The organism is Achromobacter sp. GW823-FHT04E03 (assembly GCF_058796095.1).
In genome coordinates, this window is record NZ_JBXAIJ010000001.1 from 120,781 (window position 1) to 142,170 (window position 21,390).

Genomic DNA, 21,390 nt, shown 5'->3' on the forward strand with positions numbered 1-21,390 from the left:
CCCTCCGGCCCGGCCTTTGTCGGATAATCCTGGATTAGTTTCAAGACCTTAGAGCAGGAAGAGAGTCTATGCCCCTGGAATGGGAAGAGCTGGTCACCCAATTGGATACCCATCTGCCGCGCGAAGCCTGGGCGCAGACGCTGATCGGAATCGCCGCGCTGATCCTGACGGCGCTGTTCGTCCAGTGGGTCGTGGCCCGGGTCGTGCTGTTGCTGGCCCATCGCGTGCTGGTGCTGAGCGGCCGGGGCGACTGGGACAAGGCCCTGCAACGCCGCCGGGCATACCAGAACCTCTGGTACGCGGTGCCGTTCGCCGTGGTGTCGCTGGGCATAGGCCTGGTGCCGCACGTCGAGCGGGCGGTGACCATCGTCGGCCGGCTGGCGCATGCCGGCGCCTGGATCTGCGTGTTCGTGGCGTTTTCCGGGGTGCTGAGCGCCTGGCAGGATACCTATTCCGCCACCACCCGGGCGCAGACCCGTTCCATCAAGGGGTATATCCAGATCGGCAAGCTGATCCTGATGGCGGTATGCACCGTTTTGGTGCTTTCCATCCTGATCGACCGCTCGCCGCTCTGGATGATTTCCGGCCTGGGCGCGCTGTCCGCCGTGTTGCTGCTGGTGTTCAAGGACACGCTGCTGTCGCTGGTGGCCAGCACCCAGCTGACCAGCAACGACATGCTGCGCATCGGCGACTGGATCGAGATGCCGCAATCGAACGCCGACGGCTTCGTCAAGGACATCGCGCTGCACACGGTCAAGGTGCAGAACTGGGACAACACCGTCACCACGGTGCCCACCTACAAGCTGTTCTCGGAAAGCTACCGCAACTACCGCCACATGTTCGAATCGGGTGGACGGCGCATCAAGCGCACCGTGCGCATCGACTCGGCCAGCGTGCGCTTCCTGACCGACGACGAGGCGCAGCGGCTGATGCGTTTTCGCCTCTTGCATGACTACCTGCAGGCCAAGACCCACGATATCGCCCAGGCCAACCAGACCATGGGCGAACTGGCCAGCGTGCCCGCCAACCGCCGCCGCCTGACCAATATCGGCACCTTGCGGGCCTATGCGTTGGCCTATCTGAAACAGAATCCCGAGGTCCGCCAGGACATGGCGATGATGGTGCGCATGATGGAGCCCACCTCCGAAGGCATCCCGGTCGAGGTCTATTGCTTTACCGCCGTCACCGCCTGGGTCGAGTACGAGCGCATCCAGGGCGACATCTTCGACCATCTGCTGGCCATCCTGCCCGAACTGGGCCTGCGCCTGTACCAGCAGCCGTCCGGCGCCGATATCGGCGCAATGGGCGTCCACCTGCGCGAAGGCGCCTTGCAGGCCGCCCTGGCGGGCGAAGGCGGCCGTCCGGGCCTGGCCGCGCCGTCGGAACGCGGCCTGACCGACGAGAAGATGCCGCGCTAGCGGACAGCAGGCGCGGCAAGGCGTGGGGGCGGGGCCGGCGGGTGGCCCCGTGAGATAATCCAGGCGTTGAAATCCCTGGCGATAGACCCGATGTCGAACCCGTTCTTCAACCTGTATTCCCACGGCTTTGCCCGGGTGGCCGTCGGCGTGCCCGAATGCAAGGTCGCGGACCCCGCCTTCAACGCCGCCCAGACCATCGCGCTGGCGCAGCAGGCCGCCCAGGGCGGCGCGGTGCTGGCGGCGTTTCCCGAGCTGGGCCTGTCCGCCTATACCTGCGACGACCTGTTCCACCAGAAGGCCCTGCTGGACGAATGCGAAGCCGCGCTGGCCCAGGTGGTGGCGGCAACCGCTGAAATGGACATCGCCGTCGTGGTCGGCGCGCCGTTGCGCGTGGCCCATCAGCTGTTCAATTGCGCCGTGGTCGCCGCCGGCGGCCGCGTGCTGGGCGTGGTGCCCAAGAGCTACCTGCCCAACTACGGCGAATTCTACGAAGCGCGCCAGTTCAGCGCCGGCGATTGCGCCACCGCATCCGAGATCCGCCTGCTGGGGCAGACTGTGCCGTTCGGGTCCGAGCTGGTCTTCCAGATGGAAAAGCTGCCGCTGTTCCAGTTCCACGTCGAAATCTGCGAAGACGTCTGGGTGCCGATCCCGCCGTCTTCCTACGCCGCGCTGGCGGGAGCCACCGTGTTGGTGAACCTGTCGGCCTCCAACATCGTGGTCGGCAAGTCGGAGTACCGTCACCAACTGGTGGCGCAGCAGTCGGCGCGCTGCCTGTCGGCTTACATGTACACCTCCGCCGGGCGGGGCGAGTCGTCCACCGACATGGCCTGGGACGGCCAGGCGCTCATCTACGAAAACGGCGAACTGCTGGGCGAATCCGAACGCTTCCTCGGCCATTCCCACCTGCTGTTTGCGGACGTGGACCTCGAACGCCTGTCGCGCGAACGCATGCGCCAGACCACATTCGGCCAGTCCGTGCGTCGCCACCAGGACGAAGTCCGCAAATTCCGCAGCGTGGCGGTCCCCGTGAATCCGCCGCTGGAAGACGCCGAGCTGCCGCTGGAGCGGCGCGTGGCGCGCTTTCCCTATGTGCCGGCCGACCCGCAGCGCCGCGACGCCCGCTGCAAGGAGGTCTACAGCATCCAGGTCCAGGCCCTGGTCCAGCGCCTGTCGGCCAGCCGCATGTCCAAGGTCGTCATCGGCATTTCCGGCGGGCTGGATTCCACCCATGCGTTGCTGGTCTGCGCCAAGGCCATGGACGCGCTGGACCTGCCGCGCTCCAACATCCTGGCCGTCACCATGCCGGGCTTCGCCACCAGTTCGCGCACGCTGCAGCAGGCGCGCAAGCTGATGGAGGTGGTGGGGTGCACGGCTTCCGAGATCGACATCCGGCCCAGCTGCCTGCAGATGCTCAAGGACCTGGGCCATCCCTATGCCGACGGCAAGCCGGTCTATGACATCACCTTCGAGAACGTGCAGGCCGGCGAACGCACCAACCACCTGTTCCGCATCGCGAATTTCAACAACGCCATCGTCATCGGCACCGGCGACCTGAGCGAGCTGGCCCTGGGCTGGTGCACGTACGGCGTGGGCGACCACATGTCGCACTACAGCGTCAATGCCAGCGTGCCCAAGACGCTCATCACCCACCTGGTGCGCTGGGTCGCGGAATCCGGCCGCCTGGGCGACGAAGGCGCGCAGGTGCTGCTGGACGTGCTGGGCACCGACGTCAGCCCCGAACTGGTGCCGGGCGGCGCGGACGACAAGCCGGTGCAGAAGAGCGAAGACTCCATCGGTCCCTATGAACTACAGGACTTCAACCTGTACTACACGCTGCGCTACGGCTTTGCGCCGACCAAGGTGGCGTTCCTGGCGCTGGCGGCCTGGCGCGACCGCGAGGCCGGCGCCTGGCCCGAGGGCGGCCACGTGGCCCGCAACCAGTACGATCTGGCGGCCATCAAGCGCAACCTGAAGATCTTCCTGGACCGTTTCTTCCGCCTCAGCCAGTTCAAGCGTACCTGCGTGCCGAACGCGCCCAAGGTCGGCTCCGGCGGTTCGCTGTCGCCGCGCGGCGACTGGCGCGCGCCCAGCGACTCCGAGTCGGCGGTGTGGATGCGCGACGCCGAACGTATTCCCGACGAGGCCTGACCGGGATTTCCCGTCCAAGGGGGACCCGGCGTCCGGGCCCCCGCGGGTGGTATTCTCTTATCCGATGCGCCCTGCAGTCATGCCGTGTCAGGGCGACGCAACAGATCAAAAACCCAGGACGACCAACGTGAAACAAGTCACCGCCATCATCAAACCCTTCAAGCTCGACGAAGTCCGCGAAGCGCTGGCCGAAGTCGGCGTCAGCGGCCTGACCGTTACCGAAGTCAAGGGTTTCGGCCGCCAGAAAGGCCATACCGAGCTCTACCGCGGCGCCGAGTACGTGGTGGACTTCCTGCCCAAGATCCGCGTTGAAGTGGTGCTGCCCGACAGCCAGGTCGAAGCCGCCATCGAAGCCGTGGTCAAGGCTGCCCGCACCGGCAAGATCGGCGACGGCAAGATCTTCGTCACGCCGGTCGAACAGGCCATCCGCATCCGCACGGGCGAAAGCGACGAAGAGGCGCTGTAAGTTCCTGGGGACTTGCGGCTGGCCGGATCCGCCGGCAGCCGCGAGACCGCAGCAGGATATTGCGGGCTTGGCGCGGCGGGGAAGCTGCCGCACCAAGCCCGCAACGCATTTTCCAGCCTAGCGGATGAGCTGATTCATCTCCAGGATCGGGCTCATCACCGCCAGCACGATCAGCAGCACGAATCCCCCCATCAGCAGTATCAGCGCCGGCTCCAGCAAGGCCGTCATGGCCATGGCGCGCCGCTCCAGATCGCGCGACAGGTTCTGCGCGCCGCGGTCCAGCAGTTCGGGCAGGCGGCCGGTCTTCTCGCCGCTGGCGATCAGATGCACCAGCAGCGACGGAAACACCTTTTGCGCGCCCAGCGAGGCCGACAGCGACGCGCCTTCGCGCACGCGCGCAGAGGCTTCGTCCACCGCCTGGCGCAGCACATCGTTGCCCAGGGTGCGGCGCGCCGCCTCCAGCGCCGTCAGCAATGCCACGCCGCTACCTGAGAGTATCGCCAGCGTGGAAGCAAAGCGCGCGGCATTCACACCCAGCACGAAGCGTCCCGCCAAGGGCAGCTTCAGCACGCGCGCATGCCAGGCCCGCCGCGCAGCGGGCGCGCGCAACGCATACCGCCACAGCGCGACGGCCGCCGCCAACGCCGCGCCCGTCGCCACGCCCCATTCGCGCACATAGTCCGACAACGCCAGCATGATGCGCGTCAAGAGCGGCAGTTCCTGCTTGGCCTGGCTGAACGCCGACACCACCTGCGGCACCACATAGCCCAGCAGGAAGATCACGATGATCACCGACACGCAGGCCACCACCGCCGGATAGATGAACGCGGTCAGCACCTTGCTGCGTAGCGCGTTGCGCTCCTCGATGTAGTCCGCCAGCTTCTCCATCACTTGCGCGAGATCGCCCGATTCCTCGCCAGCGCCGATAAGCGCGCGATAGATCTCCGGAAAGTCGCGCGGCCGTGCGGCCAGGGCGGTCGACAGCTTGTGGCCCGCGCGCACGTCGTCGCGCACGCCGCCCAGGGTGGCGGCGATATGTTTTTTCTCGGCCTGCTCCAGCGTGGCGCTCAGGGCCGCGTCCAGCGGCAGGCTCGCGGCCAGCAGGCTGGCGAGCTGGCGCGTCAGCCAGGCGAGATCCGCATCCGACAGGCGCGTGCGCAGCGATGCGCCGAACCCTTCGGCGCGCGCCGCGAGGGACGTGGACAGCGGCAGCAGGCCGCGGCCGCGCAGCTGGTTGCGGGCGCCGCGTTCGCTGTCGGCGTCGATCGTGCCGCGCACGATCTTCCCTAGTGCGTCGGTGGCTTCGTAACGGAAGGAAGGCATCTGGAAAGCATGGCCAGCGCGCATTCAAAAAGCGCGCAAAGCCCCGAATTTAAAGGGTTTCAAGGCCGCTACGATGCCTGCGGATTATGACCGTAGTGTTGCACTGTCACCACGTATACTCCGACGCGCTTTCACGTTTTTTCACACGATTTCACGTTTCAGGCACCTATCCCGTCATGCGTCATATTGCGCAATTCAGCCTTGCGGTACTGCTCGCCGCAAGCCAGCTCGGACCCGCAGCCAGCAGGGCTCACGCTCAACAGACCGACAATCGCGTCAGTCTGAATTTCGTCGACACCGACATCCCCGCCGTGCTGCGCGCGCTGTCGTTGTTCACGCAGCGCAACTTCCTGGTGGATCCGCGCGTCAAGGGCAAGCTGACGCTGGTGTCGGACCGTCCCGTGGACAGCGCGCAGGCGTTGTCGATGCTGACGGGCGCGCTGCGCATGCAGGGTTTTGCCATCGTCGAGGTCGACGGCGTGACGCGCGTGGTGCCCGAGGCCGATGGCAAGCTGCAAGGCAGCGTGGTCGCGGGCAGCGCGCGTCCCGCGCAAGCCGTGGGCGGCGCGGGCCGCGGTCCGGTGCCAGTGTCCGCGTTTGCCAAGGGCAGCAGCGGCGAAATGCTGACCCGCGTCTTCCCGCTGAAGTACGAAAACGCCGCCAACCTGGTGCCGGTGCTGCGCCCCATGGTGCCGCCCAACAACCCGATCAACGCCTATCCCGGCAACAACACGCTGGTGGTCACGGACTACGCCGACAACCTGGAGCGGATCGCGCAGGTCATCGCGCGCATCGACGTGCCCAGTTCGATCGACACCGACGTGGTGCCGGTGCGTTCGGCCGTGGCCACCGACCTCGCCATCCTCGCCTCGCAACTGCTGGATACGCAAAGCAGCGACCCGACCCAGCGCATCGCCGTGGTGGCCGATCCGCGCAGCAACAGCGTGCTGGTGCGTTCCGGCAGCCCGGCGCGCACGCGGCTGGCGCGCGACCTCATCATGAAGCTGGACGCGCAGCAGAACCGCGCCGGCAACCTGCACGTTGTCTACATGCGCAACGCGCAGGCCACGCGCATCGCCGAGGTCCTGGGCGGGTTGCTGACGGGGCAGGCGAATTCCGCGCCCGGCGCCACGGGCGGCGCCAGCGGCGGCACGGGCGCGCAGGGCGGAGCGCGCACGCAGAACGCCGCGGCTGGCATGCCGGCCCAGGCGACAGCGGGCATGGCCGGCATGTCCGGTTCGAACACGGGAGGATTGTCGGGCGAACAGGAACGCATCTCGCGCGAAGACAACAGCACGCAGGCCGTGTCGTATTCGGCCGGCGGCGCCACCATCCAGGCCGATCCGGCTACCAACTCGCTCATCATTTCCGCGCCCGAGCCGCTGTACCGCAGCCTGCGCGAAGTCATCGACCAGCTCGACCAGCGCCGCGCGCAGGTGCTGGTGGAAAGCCTGATCGTCGAAGTCAGCGAGGCCAAGGCGGCGGAGTTCGGCATCCAGTGGATGACGGGCGCCGGCAACATCAACAGCGACGGCACCAGCTTCATCGGCGGCACCAACCTGGGCGGCAGCGGCATCACCGGCAAGGGGCCGACCACCATCGACGGCATCGGCAGCGGCCTGAGCCTGGGAGTGGTCAAGGGCACGGTCGACGTGCTGGGCAACAAGGTGATCAACCTGGGCGTGCTGGCCCGTGCCATGGAGAACACTGGCGAAGCCAACATCCTGTCCACGCCCAACCTGCTGACGCTGGACAACCAGTCGGCCAGCATCCTGGTGGGCAAGACCGTGCCGTTCGTGACCGGGCAGTACGTGACCTCGGGCAGCAACGGCAGCACCAATCCATTCCAGACGATCGAACGTGAGGACGTGGGCCTGAAGCTGAACATCCGGCCGCAGATTTCCGAGGGCGGCGCGGTAAAGCTGGACATCTACCAGGAAGTCAGCAGCATCGACGAAAGCCGCTCCAACTCCACTACCGGCATCGTGACCAACAAGCGGGCCATCGACACCAGCGTGCTGATCGACGACGGCCAGATCATCGTGCTGGGCGGCCTGCTGGAAGACAACGTCACGCTCTCCACCAACAGCGTGCCGCTGCTGGGATCCTTGCCGGTGATCGGCTCGCTGTTCCGCTACGACACGCGCAAGCGCACCAAGACCAACCTGATGGTGTTCCTGCGCCCCTACGTGGTGCGCGACGCCAACCGCACGGCGGGCGTCACCATGGACCGCTACGACTACATGCGCCGCGCGCAGGCGGCGGTGCAGCCGGGCCAGCACTGGGCGCTGCCCGACATGCAGGCGCCGATGCTGCCGCCGCCGGGCTCCGCGCCCTCGGTGTCCAACAACGCCTATGACCTGCGTCCGGAACATCAGGCTGAAACGCTGCGCCGGCCGGCGCCGGTCACGGCGCAGTCCTTCGCCGTGCGCCAGTATGCCGGCATGGAACCCGCGCGCGACGCCTCGGGCGCGATCCGCGTGTCGCGCACGCTGATGCACAGCGTGGCCGTGGACCCCGATACGCTGCTATGAGCGCGCACCCCTTGCCTTATGCCTGGGCGCGGGCGCAGCGCGCGCTGCTGTCGCTGCGCGGCGGCCAGGCCCGGCTGACCGTCAGCCCGCGCACGCCGGAATGGGCGGTGCGCGAGATCCGCCGCTGCCACGGCGACATCGAGTTGGCGCAGGTCGAGGACCAGGCGCTGGAAACCTTGCTGACCGCGGCCTACAGCCATTCGGAGGATGCGGCCTCGGTGATGGGCGTGGCCGAGAACGAGATCGACCTGGACCGCCTGATGCAGGACATGCCCGAGGTGGCGGACCTGCTGGAGGCCCAGGACGACGCGCCCGTGATTCGCATGATCAACGCGCTGTTCGCCCAGGCGGCGCGCGACGGCGCCAGCGACATCCACATCGAACCCTTCGAGACCCACTCGGTGGTGCGCTACCGGGTCGACGGCACCCTGCGCGACGTGGTGTCGCCGCGCAAGGCGCTGCACGCCGCGCTGATCTCGCGCATCAAGATCATGGCGCACCTGGACATCGCCGAAAAGCGCTTGCCGCAGGACGGCCGCATCGCGCTGCGCGTGGGCGGACGACCCATAGACGTGCGCGTGTCCACCTTGCCCACCGGGCACGGCGAACGCGCGGTGCTGCGCTTGCTGGACAAGGAAGCGGGGCGCCTGCAGCTGGAGAAGCTGGGCATGGACGCGGGCGTGCTGGGCCAGCTGGACCGGTTGATCCGCCAGCCGCACGGCATTGTGCTGGTGACGGGGCCCACCGGCAGCGGCAAGACCACCACGCTGTACGCGGCTTTGAGCCGCCTGGACGCGTCCACCAGCAACATCCTGACGGTCGAGGACCCGATCGAATACGACCTGGCCGGCATCAGCCAGACGCAGGTCAACGCCAAGATCGACATGAGCTTCGCGCTGGCCCTGCGCGCGATTCTGCGGCAGGACCCCGACGTCATCATGATCGGCGAAATCCGCGACCTGGAGACCGCGCAGATCGCGGTGCAGGCCTCGCTCACCGGTCACCTGGTGCTGGCTACGCTGCACACCAACGACTCGGTGTCCGCCGTGACCCGACTCACGGACATGGGCGTGGAACCTTTTCTGCTGGCGTCATCGCTTTTGGGCGTGCTGGCGCAGCGCCTGGTGCGCAAGCTCTGCCCGGCCTGCAAGAAACCCGCCACGCAGGACGGCGCACGCGTGTTCCATCCGGTGGGCTGCGACGCCTGCAACCATACCGGCTACAGCGGGCGTTCCGGCATCCACGAACTCTTCACGGTGGACGACGAGGCGCGCCGGCTGATCCACGAAGGGCGTGACGAACGCGAACTGCGCCGCGCGGCGGCCGCGTCAGGCATGCGCACCATGCGTGAGGACGGGCAGCGCTGGGTGGATAGCGGGCAGACCTCGCCGGAGGAAATCCTGCGGGTCACGCGGGACGCCTGACGCCTACGCCCGCCAGCGGTCCGGAAAATCGAAGGAAAGCTGGCGGTGATGGCGGATCGAGAGCAGGTAGACCTGATTCTTGATCCGGGCGTACAGCATCAGGTAGTGCGCGGACACGTATTCGCGCAGCTCCGTATCCTTGGCGAGCGCTTGGATCTGTTTGGCCAGGCGCCTGGCGCCATTGGCGGCTTCCACCGAGCACAGGGGCCTTTCCAGGAACAAGCGTCCCATGTCGGGAAAGGTCGCCAGGTTCGGGATGATCACCTCGGCCAAGTCGTCCAGCAAGGCGTCGAAAGCGCGCGGCATTCCCGCCTCCGCGAGGAAGGCTTCGATCTCTTCAAGCTGGCGCTCGAAGTGGGTGGTGAGCTTGACGCCAGGTTTCGCGGTCACGATGCCGGTCAGCGGGGAGTCTTGGCCGCGCGGCGGCGCTTGAGAGCCGACACCGCGCCTAGCGCGTCCTTGACTTTGCCGGACGCAACATCGGCCAAACCTCGGCTTGCGTCGTCGATCAACAGCAGGTGGATGCGTTCCTGTTCGAGCCGGTGGTAGTAGTCCAGCCGCTCGGCGTCGATGAGCGCAACGTAGCTTTCGCCATTCTTGGTGATGATTTTCTCAGCCCCCGACTTGACCTGATCGGCCAGCTCGGACAAATTGGCCCTGGCTTGAGACAACGGAATCACATCGGCGGACGAGATGCTCATGGCAGGCTCCCTAGGCTGGATATTTGTACATGATAACGTACGTTTTCAGCGCGCGAGCCAACCGTCCCCGATTCATGTCCCGAAGGTCGCGACATCCCCCGAACGCCGTCCCAGCGCCGATAGCAATCCGTCCAGCGCCGCCCGATCCGCCTCGCGCGCGGCGCCGGCGTAGGTTGCCTGGCCCTGGAACTTCAGGCCGCCGCGCCCGCCCGCGCTGCCCTGGCCGCTGACGTCCAGCAGGCCGCTTTCCGTACTCAACGCCAGCGTGGCGCCAGACTTGCCGCCTTGTACCCGCAGCAGATACGAGCCCACGGGCGCCACCGGCGTCAGCGCGGTGCTGGCGTTGCGCCAGCGCAGTTCGGCCATGGGGCCGGCGGGCAGGGGCGCGCCCAGCCGCAGCGGCTGCCAGCGGACTTCCAGCGTGCCCTGGGGGGCAATGGTGTTCCACGGCGCGCCCAGCGCGGACAGGATGGAGGCGGGCGCGCGCAGCGACTGGGCCGGCACGGACACGCCGTTCCAGCCGGGCGTGGCGCGCAAGGGACCTTGCAGCCAGGGGTGGGAGATATCCAGAGCGAGCACGTCCCAGCGCCATTGCCATTGCACCGGTTGCGGCAGCATGCGGCGCGCGCCAGGCGGGCCCAGCGCGATCCAGGCGCTGCCGCGCCACAAGGTGCCGCTGGCGTCGGCCAACGTGACCGGCGCCTTGTCCGGCAGCAGGGCCAGCAGCCAGCGCGCGGGCAGCACGGTGACGGCGGCCGCGGCGGCGCAGACGGCGCCGGCCAGGAGCAGGGCGGCGGAACGTTTGGAAAACGGGAAGCCGGACATCTCAGCCACGCTCCGAAGCTTGCGGCGCCATCAGGCTCACCTTGCCATTGACCAGGCCGGGCAGCGGCCGCCCGTTGACATTGGCGGCACGGGTGAGCTGCACTTCCTTGACCGCCAGGCCCCAATCGCGCGCTGCTCCGTCGAGCCAGCGCAGCAAGGCCGAAGAGGGCGCCTGCTTCAGCGTCAGCAGCACGCCCGGGCCGTGTTCTGGCTCGCCCAGCGCCCAGTGTTCCGCGGCGAGTCCGGCGCGCTCCAGCGAGGCGCCGATTTCCGCGGCGCTGGGCATGGCGCCGGCGGGCGCCGCGGATTTACGCCGCAACGCCGTGGCTTGGGCGGTCAGGTCCGCGACCGTGGCCGCCTGGCCGCGCAGCGCGGGCAATTCCGCCTGCAGTTTGCGCAGCGTGTTCAGGGGCGGTTCGATCAGGGTCACGAAGACCAGCGCGCCGCCCAGCAGCAGGCCGGCCGTGGTCACCAGCCGGCGCTCGCGCGGCGCCAGCGCCTGGTAGCGTAGTCCGGCGCGCGCCAGCGCGGGAGTCAGGGTCTTGGCCAGCGACTGTCTGGCCGCATGCAGGGCTTGCGGGAGTTTCATGGTTGCGCGCGCACGATGCGCCAGGTGGTGTCGTTGTCGCCGCGTTCGAGCTTCAGGCCCAGGGCCGCGGCTTGCTGGATCAGCGCGGGCGTCTCAGCCACGGGTTGCGACTGCTCGCCGGCATCCGCCAGTTGCAGCGTCAGCGCCTGTTCGGCGTAGCCCAGGCGGGCTACCTTGTCGGCGGCGAAGGGCAGGGCCTGGGCCGCGGCGCGCGCCAGGGGCAGGAAGTCGGCGGCATTGGCCGCGCCGCGGTTCGCCTGCAGCGCATCCAGGCCTTGCTGCGCCTGGCGCGGCGGATCCAGGACCACCGGCAGGTCGGGGAACGCGGCCAGGACCTGCGCGTGCATGCCGTTGCGCAACGCGTCGGCTTCGGCTTGCAGTTGCGAGGCGTACAGGTTCAGCCCGCCTATCCAGACCACTGCCGCTGCCGCGCCCCAGCGCCAGGCGGGGCGCCAGGCCGAGACGCGGGCCGGCGCCAGCTGGGGCATGGCCAGCGACCACGAAGGCGAGGGCGCCTGCCAGCGAGGATCGGCAGGGTCGCGCAATGGCGCCGTGGTTTCGGCCCCCAGCGCTTGCGGCGCGATGAGCGCCTGCGTGCGCAAGCCCTGCGCATTCAGCAGGCTCCAGCCGCGGCGCACGGGTTCGCGCGCGGCCCAGGCCAGCGGCACCGTGCCGTCGGTCGAGCGCGGGCCGTGGCCGATGGCCAGCGCGTCCAGGTCGCTGAGCACCAGCGGCTCCAGGGCGCTGTGCACCGCGGCGGCAAATCGGGCGCGCGCCACCGCGGGGATCTGCACGCTGGCGGCGATCACGTCGGCGGGATGCAGCACGGCTTCGCACGCGGCGTGGGGATAGGCATGGCCCAGCGCCTCAAGCGCGAGCTCGCCCTGGCGGGCGCAGCGGCCGCGCCGGTCGAACCAGGCATAGGGCAGGAGAGAGCCGGCGCCGAACTCGTCCAGCGGCGGCAGCGCGATGCGCAGGATGTTCTTCAAGGTATTTCTCTGGTCCATAAGGTGTCTGGGGCGGCGGGCGGTGAACTGCGCAGCAGCGCCTGCATGGAGATGCGCGCCCGCTCATAGGCCACGGTGCCGCTGGCCAGGAACCAGCCGCTGGTGGTGGCGACGGCGGGCGCAGGCGCTTTGACCCCCGCGCCCGCCAGGCGATTGGCGAAATCGCCGGAATTGTTGAACCAGTTGCCGCGGTCGCGCTCGCCCGCCATGGAACGCGCCTGGCTGAGCGACAGGCCGGGCACCAGTGCCGCAAGCACCTCTGCGGGCGCGGTGTTGACGTTGACGCTGGTGGAAACGGGCAGCACCGTCATCGTGCGGCGCAGCTCGTTGCGAGCCGACGGCTCCAGCGCCAGCAGGGCCGCCACTTCGTCCACGCCGCGCGGCAAAGGGGCGCGGGCGTCGGGCGCGGGCCGTCCTGGTGGCGCCGCCGGCGCATCCGCCGGCGGCGCCACGGGCTGCGCGGCCGACATGATGTCCACCATGCGCGCGGCCAAGGTGTCGGGCAGTTGCAGCGTGTTCAGCAGGCGGCGCAGCACCCGTTCCTGCTCGGGCTGCGGCACGCCATTGTTCGCCAGGTTATAGAGGTTGTACTTGCCTTGTTCGTCCTGCACGCGGCCGGAGAACACCGCGACGCGTTCGTCGCCGGGGCGTTCGATGCGCGTGTCCAGAACCGGGGTGGCCCAGATCTGGTCGCCGCGGGTGATGGATTCGCGCTTGCTGTGGTCGCGCACGATCAGGCGGGCCCAGTCTATGCCGCCCGCCAGCATGGCGCGCGCCTGCACCCGCGCCATCTCGTTTTCCACGCGCCGCGTGCTGGCGGTCTGGCGCTGGAACAGGCCGGTGGTCAAGGCCGCGACGATGGCGACGATGATGAGCGCACTGATGACCGCTGCGCCGCGTTCTGCGTTACTCGGGCGTCTCATGGCAGCTCCAGCACGCGGGTATAGCGCTCGGGGGATCCCGGGGCGCCGCGTTCCAGCACGATCTCCAGGCCGGTCGGAGCGGCGGCCTGATTGCCTTCGCCATTCACCCAACCGGTACCCGGCACCCAGGCGCGCAGCGTCAAGGCTCGCGTGCCGGGCAGCAGGAGGATGCCGTTGTCCGCCGCGGGCAGCGGACTGCGCGCCGCCGATGGCCCGCTGGCGCGCCACAGGCCGTCCTTGCGCACCTGCCATTGCACGCGCTGCCACAGGCCGTTGCCGTCAGGGTCGGGGCGCAGGATCTCGAACACGGGCCCGCCGCCTGCACGGCGCAGCAGGCGCAGGCCGCTGGTGTAGGCCTGCGCGTCCAGACCCGCCGGCTCGAAGCCGGGTCCGGTGTAGGACAGCTCCACATCGCGCGCCATCTGGCCCAGTGTGCGGACGATGGCGTCGATGTCCTCGGCCTGTTCCTCGATCCGCTCGCGCGCGCCGGACACGCTGGCCAGGCCGCGCCAGGCCATCAGGCTGACCAGCGCCATCAGCGCCAGGGCCACCAGCACTTCGATCAGCGTGAAGCCGGCTTGGGATCGGGGAGGGCGGCGCATGGCTATCTCAGGCTGGACAAGAGGCCATCCAGCTGCAGCAGTACGGCGTCCGCCTGCGCGGCGCCGGCGTCGCGCACCCTGATCGACACCTGGCGGAAGCTGCGGTTCATCGAATTCGCAAACTCCATTTCGCACTGCAAAGCCCGGCCGCCCTGAGCACAGGGCGCGCTGCGCGTGCCTGCGCGCGGCAGCGCTTGTTCCAGCCGCAACTGGGCCAGCGCGTTCTGCGCAGCCAGCAGCGCCAGCGTCTTGTCCTGCAGGGCGCGATTGTTTTCCGCCATGACGCCGGTCGCGCGCAGGGCGGCGCCCATGGCGACGGCGATGATGGCCAGGGCCACCAGCACTTCGATCAGCGTGAACCCGCGCTGCCGATCGGGCGGGCGGGGCGGCTCATTGAATTTCATAGCGGCCCGCGGCGTCGCGCTGCAAGGTGACGCGGGCATCGCCCGCGCTCAGCGTCAGCGTGACCGGCGCGGCGACCCATTCCGTGTTGAACACCAGCGGCCGGTCCGGATCGAGCCGTAGCGCCACCGGCGCCGCCGACCAGGATTGCGGGCGCAGCACCTCGTCGCGCTCCAGCCGGTCCGGCGGCAGCGGCCTGTCTTCCTCGGCGTTCGGGCCTGGCAGCCGGCCCTGGCGTTCGAACGACCAGCCCTGGCCGTTGGCGAGCCAGCGGATGGGACGGCCGTCGCTGCGGGCCTCGCTCTGGGCCACGGTGAAGGCGTCGGCCAGGCGCAGGGCGTCGCCGCGCAAGCGGTTCTCGCCGCGGCCCACGGACAGGCTCACCATGCTGGCCGCGATCGCCACGATCACCAGCACCACCAGGACTTCGACCAGCGTGAAGCCGCGTTCAGAGTTCCCAGGAGCCGATGTCGGCATCGCCGCTCTCTCCGCCGGGCTTGTTGTCGGCGCCGAACGAGAACACGTCGATATCGCCTTTGACGCCAGGGCTCAGGTATTGGTAGGGATGGCCCCAGGGATCGTTGGGCAGCTTGTCCAGGTACCCGCGCCAGTTGTTCACGCCTTCGGGCTTCTGCACCAGCGCGCGCAAGCCCTGCGAAGTGCTGGGGTAGCGGCCATTGTCCAGGCGGTACAGCTTCAACGCCTGCATGATGCCGGCGATGTCCTGGCGCGCGGCGACCTGGCGGGCCTGGTCGGGACGATCCAGCACGCGGGGGACGATCAGCGCCGCAAGTATCCCCATGATCACAATCACCACCATGATCTCGATGAGGGTGAAACCTTGCTGGCGGGCAAGCCCGCGCGGTAACTGACGCACTTGATGACTCCGGTCTTTCAGTAGGAGCGGAGGATTGTGGACATGAAATATGACAGCAATAGTGACGGCGCGGCCAAATGCGGGCAGGTCCGGTCTGCGCCCGGGGCGCGCGTCGCAGCGCCTGCGGTGCGGCTCACTTTTCGCGCGATATGCCGGCGGGAGCGGGCAGGGCGGCCGGGGCCGGCAGGCGGCTGGCGCGCCCAGCCTGTTCCACCGTCACCGCGTCCGCGGCGACTTCGCGCAGCACGATGCCGGGGGCCACTTCGCCGCCCGCGCGCCAGGCCAGCGGCGGACCGCCGTCGATGCTGAGCACGGCGGCGCCATCGGCGCCTGCGGCGATCACGCCCAGCACGGTGATCTGTGTGCGCATGGCCTCGTCCTTGCCGAACCACAACGCCACGGGCGTGTTGTCGGCAGCGCGCGGCGCTTGCGCCGACACCGCGGGAGGCAGGGCGCCAGCCTTGGGCGCAAGCAGGATCGACGCCCATACGCCCAGGCCGGCGGCCAGGGCCAGCACGGCGAGTATGCGGAATGCGGCGGGCAGGGTCGGGCGCAGGAACAGGGGCATGGATTGAACGTGCGTGGCGGGTTGAGACCGCGCCGACTATAGCCGCCGCACATGACAAGCCCGCGATGCGCGGCGCCTGCGCCATGGCTGCGCGCAAAAGAATCCTGATCCGTCGATCAAGGTTTCTCTTCTTTGCTTCACGGGGCTTTCACCTTGGCTGGCCATCATGTGGCCCTGCATAAAACCCTGTTCATGACTAGAGAAGAGAAGCATGCAAGCATTGAATTGGAGAAGATGGTGCGCGGCCCTGCTGGCGACCAGTGCCCTGGCGGGCTGCGGCGGCAGCGACGATGACGACGACACCGAAGCGCCGCCGACCCAGCCGCCTGTGACCCAGCCGGACCCGACGCCCGCCGACAAGGTGCTGTTCATCGGCGTCGACGGCCTGACCTATGACGCGATGCGCCGCGGCGTGGCCGACAAGGCCTTGCCGAACCTCGCGCAGCTCAACGCCACGCGCGCCTGGACCGGCGGCGTGACGGACGCGCCCACGCAGCAGCCCACGTTGCTGGCGCCGGGCTGGGCGACGCTGCTGACCGGGCAATGGGCCGACCAGCACGGCGTGCGCTACAGCGTGCAGGGCGAAACGCTGCAATCGCCGACCCTGTTCCAGCGCATCAAGCAGGCGCGCCCCGAAGCGCGCACCGCCGCCGCCTTCAATTCGACCGTGGTGGCCGGCCTTATCGCCGGCCAGCGCGACGCGGGCTATCTGCAGTCGCTGACCGACTGCGCCGGCGCGGACGATTGCGTCGCCGCCCAGGCGCGCGACCGCATCACCGAAGGCTATGACGTGGTGGTGGCGCAGTTCGGCGCGCCGGAACGGATTGCCTCGGAGAACGGCTTCGGCTCGGCCTATGACAGCGCGATCCGCCAGGCCGACGCCGCCATCGGCGCGCTGACCAAGCAGATCGCCGACCGCAAGGCGGAGCACCCCGGCGAGAAGTGGCTGGTGATCGTGGCTTCCAGCCACGGCCTGGGCAAGACCGGCGCCAGCGACGGCCGTCCCATGTCCTCGAACAAGACCATCCTGTTGGCCGCCAACCAGCCTGCGCTGCTGGGCGGCAGCGCCGACGACGCGTCGTTCGACGGCCTGTGGGACAACAACTGGTACGCGCTGCCCAGCGCGGCCGATGTGGCGCCGACGGTGCTGGACCACCTGAAGGTCCTGCCTGCCGCCGCCAAGTACGACATGGCGGGCACCTCGCTTGCCGGCAAGCTGGCACTGCGCCACACCGCGGCCCGCACCTCGACCGACAACAAGAGCGTGACGCTGAGCTGGGTGCGCGTGGGCGAGCCGGCCGGCGACATCGTGGTCAGCCGCGACGGCGTGGAGATCGCACGCGTGGCCGGCACGGTGGCCGAGTATGTGGACAAGGGCTTCAAGTTCGACACCGAGGGCGTGCACACCTTGAACTACAGCGTGGCGGTCGGCAACGCGGTCAGCGCCGCGCGCACGACCGTGGCCTACACCAAGCCGCTGCCGCTGCTGGCTTCGCTGCGCACTGGCCTGACGATGCTGTTCCCGTTCGAAGGCAATATGACCGACATCGCCGCGGGCGGCGGAGCCATCACGCCGTTCGACGGCACGCAGGCGCCGGCCTATGCCGACACGGGCGTGTTCGGCAAGATGTTCAAGAACGACCGCAGCGCGGCGGCCCTGGGCGGCTTCAAGCTGGACTATCCGGCAGGCATGCTGGACGCGGCCCAGGCCTTCACCATCGGCTTCTGGTACCAGTCCGACGGCACCGCCAACGACCGGTCCATCCTGGGCAACAAGGACTACAACTCCGGCGGCAACCCTGGCATCACCATCGCGCAGTGGGCAGGTCCGGTGTTGTATTTCAACCTGGCTGGCGGCGGCTCGCGTGTCGACATCAACAACGTCAAGTTCACCCCGAACAAGCCGGTCTACGTTGCGATGACCGTGAACAAGACGGCCAAGACCCTGACGGCCTCCGTCTACGACAGCGAACTGGGCTTCTCGCAGCGCACCATCGGCACGGGCTCGGTCGACCTGACCAAGATCGCTGGCGTCTACGGGCCGCACCTGGGCCTGAACGAAGACGGACGCGGCACCTATGGCGTCTGCTGCGCCGGCACCAAGGGTCCCTACACGATGTATTTCGACGACCTGGCGTACTGGTCGCGCGCGCTCACCGAAGCTGAAGTGAAGTCGCTCGCCCTGTCCGGCAAGTCCGTTTCCGAACTGTTTCCCTGATGTACCGAGGATAAAAAAATGAGCATGTCCATGATCTTGCGCGGTTTCCTGCGCCTGGGCGCGGTGCTGATGCTGAGCGCCACGCTGGCTGCCTGCGGCGGCGATGACGGCGACGACGACGGTGGCAAGGACCCCGGCACCGGCCAGCCCGAAACGCCGAAGCCCGAGCCCGTCAAACCCGAATTGCGTTGCGCGCCTTGAGCGGCGCTCCCTCCAGATCCATAGGAATAGAATCCGTGACGTTCGATAAAGACCAGGTCCACGCCGGCAAGCGCCGCTTCCTGCGCAACGCCGCCGCCTCGACCGCAGGCCTGACCGCGCTGTCGATGTTCCCGCCGGCGATCCGCCGCGCGCTGGCCATCCCCGCCAACAACCGCACCGGCACCATCAACGACGTCGAGCACGTGGTCATCCTGATGCAGGAAAACCGCTCCTTCGATATGTACTTCGGCACCTTCAAGGGCGTGCGCGGCTTCGGCGACCGCATCACCATTCCGCTGCCTGAAAAGCGCTCGGTCTGGGAGCAGAGCAACGGCACCCGCGTGGTGATGCCGTATCACCTGGACAGCAGCCAGGGCAACGCCCAGCGCGTGGCCGGCACGCCGCACGACTACGTGGACGCGCAAATGGCCTGGGACGGCGGCCGCATGGACCACTGGCCGCGCTACAAGCAGAACCAGTCCATGGGCTACTACAAGAAGAAAGAGGTGGAGTTCCAGTTCGCGCTGGCCGAAGCCTTCACGCTGTGCGACGCCTATCACTGTTCTACCCACGGCGGCACCAACACCAACCGCCTGTTCCACTGGACTGGCACCAACGATCCGCTGGCCCTGGGCAACGGCCCTTCGACCCGCAACCAGTGGGACAGCCTGGGCGCTTCGTCCACCGGCTGGACCTGGAAGACCTATCCCGAGCGCCTGCAGGAAGCCGGCGTCAGCTGGAAGGTCTACCAGAACCTGCCCGAAAACTTCGGCGACAACCCGCTGGCCGGCTTCAAGCAATACCGCCGCGCCAACGAGCTGGCCGGCAACAGCGCCAACGGCGCGCCCTATCCGGCCTGGACGCCGTCCATGGACGCCGCCAACCCGCTGTACAAGGGCACGGCCAACACCATGCCCGACGGCGGCTTCCTGAAGGCGCTGCGCGAGGACGCCGTCAACGGCACGCTGCCGCAGGTGTCGTGGATCGTGGCGCCCGCCACGTATTCCGAGCACCCCGGCCCGTCCAGCCCGATCCAGGGCGCCTGGTACATCCAGGAAACGCTGGACGCGCTGACGGCCAACCCCGAGGTCTGGAGCAAGACCGTGCTGCTCATCAACTTCGACGAGAACGACGGCTATTTCGACCACCTGCCGCCGCCCGCCGCGCCCTCGCTGAACCCGGACGGCTCGATGGCCGGCGCCTCCACCGTCAACACCGACCTGGAGCGCCATACCCATGCCTCCGCCCAGGACGCCGCCGACGACCGCGTCTACGGCCCGGGCCCGCGCGTCCCCATGTACGTGGTGTCGCCGTGGAGCCGCGGCGGCTGGGTCAACTCGCAGGCATTCGACCACACTTCGGTGCTGCGCTTCCTGGAAGCCCGCTTCGGCGTGGCCGAGGACAACATCAGCCCCTGGCGCCGCGCGGTGCTGGGCGACCTGACTTCGGCCTTCAACTTCGCCACGCCCAACAACGAAAAGCTGCCCGACCTGAACCTGCTGACCCGCGCGGGTTCGGACAGCGAGCGCAGCGCGCAGGAAGCGCTGAAGGCCGTGCCGCTGCCCGATCCCAGCACCCAGGCCAAGCCGGTGCAGGAGCAGGGCGTGCGCTATTCCCGCGCCTTGCCCTACGAACTGCACACCAGCGCACGCGCCCAGCCGGACACGGGCGCCATGCGCCTGGTGTTTTCCAATACGGGCAAGCAGGCGGCGGTGTTCCACGTCTATGACCGCCTGCACCTGGACCGCCTGCCGCGCCGCTACACGGTAGAGCCGGACAAGCAGCTGGAAGGCAACTGGGACACGGCGGCCGACGGCGGCAAGTACGACCTGTGGGTGCTAGGCCCCAACGGCTACCACCGCCATTTCGCGGGCGACCTGGCCCAGGCCCGCACGTCGGCGCTGGCGCCGGAGATCCGCGTCTGCTACGAAATCGCCAAGGGCGACGTCTACGTCAGCTTCATCAATGGCGGCAAGAATCCCTGCACCTTCGAAGTCGCGCCCAACGCCTACTACGCCAACCACGAGCGCTGGAAGTTCACGGTGCCCGCGGGCGGCCAGGTCGAACAGCACTGGGCGCTGGAAGGCAGCCAGGGCTGGTACGACTTCACCGTGCGCCTGGCCGAAGATCCTGCCTATCTGCGCCGCTTTGCCGGCCGCGTGGAAACCGGCCGCCCGTCGGTGACGGACCCGGCGATGGGGCTGTAAGCCTCAGGCGGCGGTCTGCGGTTCGCGCGCCTGGAACGCCTGGGCGCAGGCCTCGCAGATCGCCGCCGTGATGCCCTGGCGTGCATGCTCGCGCCGCTCCAGCATGCCGATGGCGCGCGCCATCGGTCCCAGGTCCTGGGGCAGGGTCAGAATCCGCAGTTCCGGGCTGTGCTGCCAGTTGGAGCCGTTGATCAGCGGCAGCAGCGTCACGCCGACCTCCTGGCGCACCAGCTCGACCAGGGTCTCGATGGCGTTGAGTTCCAGGTATTCGTTCAGCGGCACCGCCAGGCGGCGCAGCAGCCGGTCTATTTGCAGGCCGGTGCGCTGGGTGCGGTCAAAGCGCAGGAAGGGGTTCTGCGCCAGTACCTGGCGCGCGTCTTCACCCGGCGCCGAGCGCGGCGCGATGACGACCAGCTGCTCTTCATATAGTGCGGTCCAGCGGGTGCTGGCCATCTTGCGCCCGGCCTCCACCAGGAAGGCCGCGTCCAGCTCGCCGTCCTCGACCTTGCCCGCCAGCTCGCTGGCCTTGCCCGACAGGATGCGCACGTCCAGCTTGGGGTGCTGCTTCTTCATGCCCGACACGACCTTGGACAGGGTCCCCATGCACGACACGATGCTGCCCACGGCGACCGACCCGGCCAGCTCGCCGGGCACGGTGCGCGGCAGCCGCATGCGGTCGTAAAGATCCAGCAAGTGCTTGATTTCCGGCAGTAATTCCCGGCCGGCGGCATTCAGGATGGCGAGCCGTCCGCTGCGGTCGAAGAGTTCGCGGCCCAGTTCCGTTTCCAGGGAGCGCATCTGGAAGCTGACCGCGGCCTGGGTCAGCGCCACCTGTTCGGCCGCTTCGGAGAAGGAGCCGTGGTGCGCGACCGCCAGGAAAGTGCGCAGAAAACGGATGGTACTCACAAAAATCTCTTTTATGACGGAACAAAATTTCAAATTGATTTAATTAAACCA

At 68.4% G+C, this 21,390-nt stretch carries 21 protein-coding genes; 8 read left to right on the top strand and 13 right to left on the bottom strand.

What is annotated here, in order from left to right; genetic code table 11:
* Window positions 1-68 precede the first annotated feature (68 nt).
* The 3 genes from AC1RHV_RS00585 to AC1RHV_RS00595 all read left to right on the top strand — a co-directional run bounded on the left by AC1RHV_RS00585 (window position 69) and on the right by AC1RHV_RS00595 (window position 4,032).
* Complete coding sequence (locus AC1RHV_RS00585) at window positions 69-1,418, top strand: mechanosensitive ion channel family protein (protein ID WP_119449493.1); 1,350 nt, start codon at window positions 69-71, stop codon at window positions 1,416-1,418.
* Between the two features lie 90 nt (window positions 1,419-1,508).
* Window positions 1,509-3,566, top strand: a complete 2,058-nt coding sequence (locus AC1RHV_RS00590; protein WP_054456590.1) for an NAD(+) synthase — start codon at window positions 1,509-1,511, stop codon at window positions 3,564-3,566.
* 127 nt (window positions 3,567-3,693) lie between these two features.
* Window positions 3,694-4,032: a P-II family nitrogen regulator gene (locus tag AC1RHV_RS00595; protein WP_013393295.1), complete on the top strand. Its 339-nt coding sequence runs from the start codon at window positions 3,694-3,696 to the stop codon at window positions 4,030-4,032.
* Window positions 4,033-4,149: 117 nt separating this feature from the next.
* Here the strand turns inward: AC1RHV_RS00595 and gspF are convergent, their stop codons facing one another.
* Window positions 4,150-5,355 (bottom strand): type II secretion system inner membrane protein GspF, encoded by a 1,206-nt coding sequence (gspF, locus tag AC1RHV_RS00600; RefSeq protein ID WP_059374497.1) that lies wholly within the window; start codon window positions 5,353-5,355, stop codon window positions 4,150-4,152.
* A 176-nt stretch (window positions 5,356-5,531) separates the two neighbouring features.
* Here gspF and gspD point away from each other — a divergent pair, with 176 nt between their 5' ends.
* Window positions 5,532-7,889, top strand: a complete 2,358-nt coding sequence (gene gspD, locus AC1RHV_RS00605; RefSeq protein WP_054456591.1) for a type II secretion system secretin GspD — start codon at window positions 5,532-5,534, stop codon at window positions 7,887-7,889.
* Window positions 7,886-9,313, top strand: coding sequence for a type II secretion system ATPase GspE (gene gspE, locus AC1RHV_RS00610; RefSeq protein ID WP_175163913.1), 1,428 nt, complete (start codon window positions 7,886-7,888; stop codon window positions 9,311-9,313). The genes gspD and gspE overlap by 4 nt, the downstream gene beginning before the upstream one ends.
* Before the next feature lie 3 nt (window positions 9,314-9,316).
* On the opposite strand, the gene AC1RHV_RS00615 is transcribed toward gspE, so the two are convergent.
* The 11 genes from AC1RHV_RS00615 to AC1RHV_RS00665 all read right to left on the bottom strand — a co-directional run bounded on the left by AC1RHV_RS00615 (window position 9,317) and on the right by AC1RHV_RS00665 (window position 15,807).
* Complete coding sequence (locus AC1RHV_RS00615) at window positions 9,317-9,703, bottom strand: type II toxin-antitoxin system RelE/ParE family toxin (protein WP_492299599.1); 387 nt, start codon at window positions 9,701-9,703, stop codon at window positions 9,317-9,319.
* Between the two features lie 8 nt (window positions 9,704-9,711).
* Window positions 9,712-10,014, bottom strand: coding sequence for a type II toxin-antitoxin system Phd/YefM family antitoxin (locus AC1RHV_RS00620; RefSeq protein WP_192354156.1), 303 nt, complete (start codon window positions 10,012-10,014; stop codon window positions 9,712-9,714).
* 72 nt (window positions 10,015-10,086) lie between these two features.
* Entirely contained in the window at window positions 10,087-10,839 is a 753-nt protein-coding gene (gene gspN / locus AC1RHV_RS00625; protein WP_492299600.1) for a type II secretion system protein N, read from the bottom strand.
* A 1-nt stretch (window position 10,840) separates the two neighbouring features.
* Window positions 10,841-11,428 (bottom strand): type II secretion system protein M, encoded by a 588-nt coding sequence (locus AC1RHV_RS00630; RefSeq protein WP_492299601.1) that lies wholly within the window; start codon window positions 11,426-11,428, stop codon window positions 10,841-10,843.
* Entirely contained in the window at window positions 11,425-12,435 is a 1,011-nt protein-coding gene (gene gspL / locus AC1RHV_RS00635) for a type II secretion system protein GspL (protein WP_492299602.1), read from the bottom strand. Before gspL ends, AC1RHV_RS00630 begins: the two co-directional genes overlap by 4 nt.
* Window positions 12,414-13,358: a type II secretion system minor pseudopilin GspK gene (gspK, locus tag AC1RHV_RS00640; RefSeq protein WP_175182102.1), complete on the bottom strand. Its 945-nt coding sequence runs from the start codon at window positions 13,356-13,358 to the stop codon at window positions 12,414-12,416. Before gspK ends, gspL begins: the two co-directional genes overlap by 22 nt.
* Window positions 13,355-13,960 carry a PulJ/GspJ family protein gene (locus AC1RHV_RS00645; protein WP_175213206.1) on the bottom strand — a complete coding sequence of 202 codons (606 nt, stop codon included), beginning with the start codon at window positions 13,958-13,960 and terminating at the stop codon, window positions 13,355-13,357. Before AC1RHV_RS00645 ends, gspK begins: the two co-directional genes overlap by 4 nt.
* 2 nt (window positions 13,961-13,962) lie before the next feature.
* Complete coding sequence (gspI, locus tag AC1RHV_RS00650; RefSeq protein ID WP_492299603.1) at window positions 13,963-14,364, bottom strand: type II secretion system minor pseudopilin GspI; 402 nt, start codon at window positions 14,362-14,364, stop codon at window positions 13,963-13,965.
* Entirely contained in the window at window positions 14,351-14,839 is a 489-nt protein-coding gene (gene gspH / locus AC1RHV_RS00655) for a type II secretion system minor pseudopilin GspH (RefSeq protein ID WP_175213208.1), read from the bottom strand. Before gspH ends, gspI begins: the two co-directional genes overlap by 14 nt.
* Window positions 14,811-15,239 (bottom strand): type II secretion system major pseudopilin GspG, encoded by a 429-nt coding sequence (gene gspG / locus AC1RHV_RS00660; RefSeq protein WP_492299604.1) that lies wholly within the window; start codon window positions 15,237-15,239, stop codon window positions 14,811-14,813. The genes gspH and gspG overlap by 29 nt, the downstream gene beginning before the upstream one ends.
* 133 nt (window positions 15,240-15,372) lie before the next feature.
* Entirely contained in the window at window positions 15,373-15,807 is a 435-nt protein-coding gene (locus AC1RHV_RS00665) for a general secretion pathway protein GspC (protein WP_125472210.1), read from the bottom strand.
* 211 nt (window positions 15,808-16,018) lie between these two features.
* On the opposite strand from AC1RHV_RS00665, the gene AC1RHV_RS00670 reads away from it, so the two are divergent.
* Genes AC1RHV_RS00670 through AC1RHV_RS00680 form a run of 3 tightly spaced genes read left to right on the top strand, consistent with a single transcriptional unit; the run spans window position 16,019 to window position 20,433 of the window.
* Window positions 16,019-18,025, top strand: a complete 2,007-nt coding sequence (locus AC1RHV_RS00670; protein WP_492299605.1) for an alkaline phosphatase family protein — start codon at window positions 16,019-16,021, stop codon at window positions 18,023-18,025.
* 18 nt (window positions 18,026-18,043) lie between these two features.
* Window positions 18,044-18,226: a hypothetical protein gene (locus tag AC1RHV_RS00675; RefSeq protein ID WP_054456602.1), complete on the top strand. Its 183-nt coding sequence runs from the start codon at window positions 18,044-18,046 to the stop codon at window positions 18,224-18,226.
* 35 nt (window positions 18,227-18,261) lie between these two features.
* Window positions 18,262-20,433, top strand: coding sequence for a phosphocholine-specific phospholipase C (locus AC1RHV_RS00680; RefSeq protein ID WP_054456603.1), 2,172 nt, complete (start codon window positions 18,262-18,264; stop codon window positions 20,431-20,433).
* A 3-nt stretch (window positions 20,434-20,436) separates the two neighbouring features.
* Here the strand turns inward: AC1RHV_RS00680 and AC1RHV_RS00685 are convergent, their stop codons facing one another.
* On the bottom strand, window positions 20,437-21,339 hold the full coding sequence (locus AC1RHV_RS00685) for a LysR family transcriptional regulator (RefSeq protein ID WP_054456604.1): 903 nt from the start codon (window positions 21,337-21,339) through the stop codon (window positions 20,437-20,439).
* Window positions 21,340-21,390 lie beyond the last annotated feature (51 nt).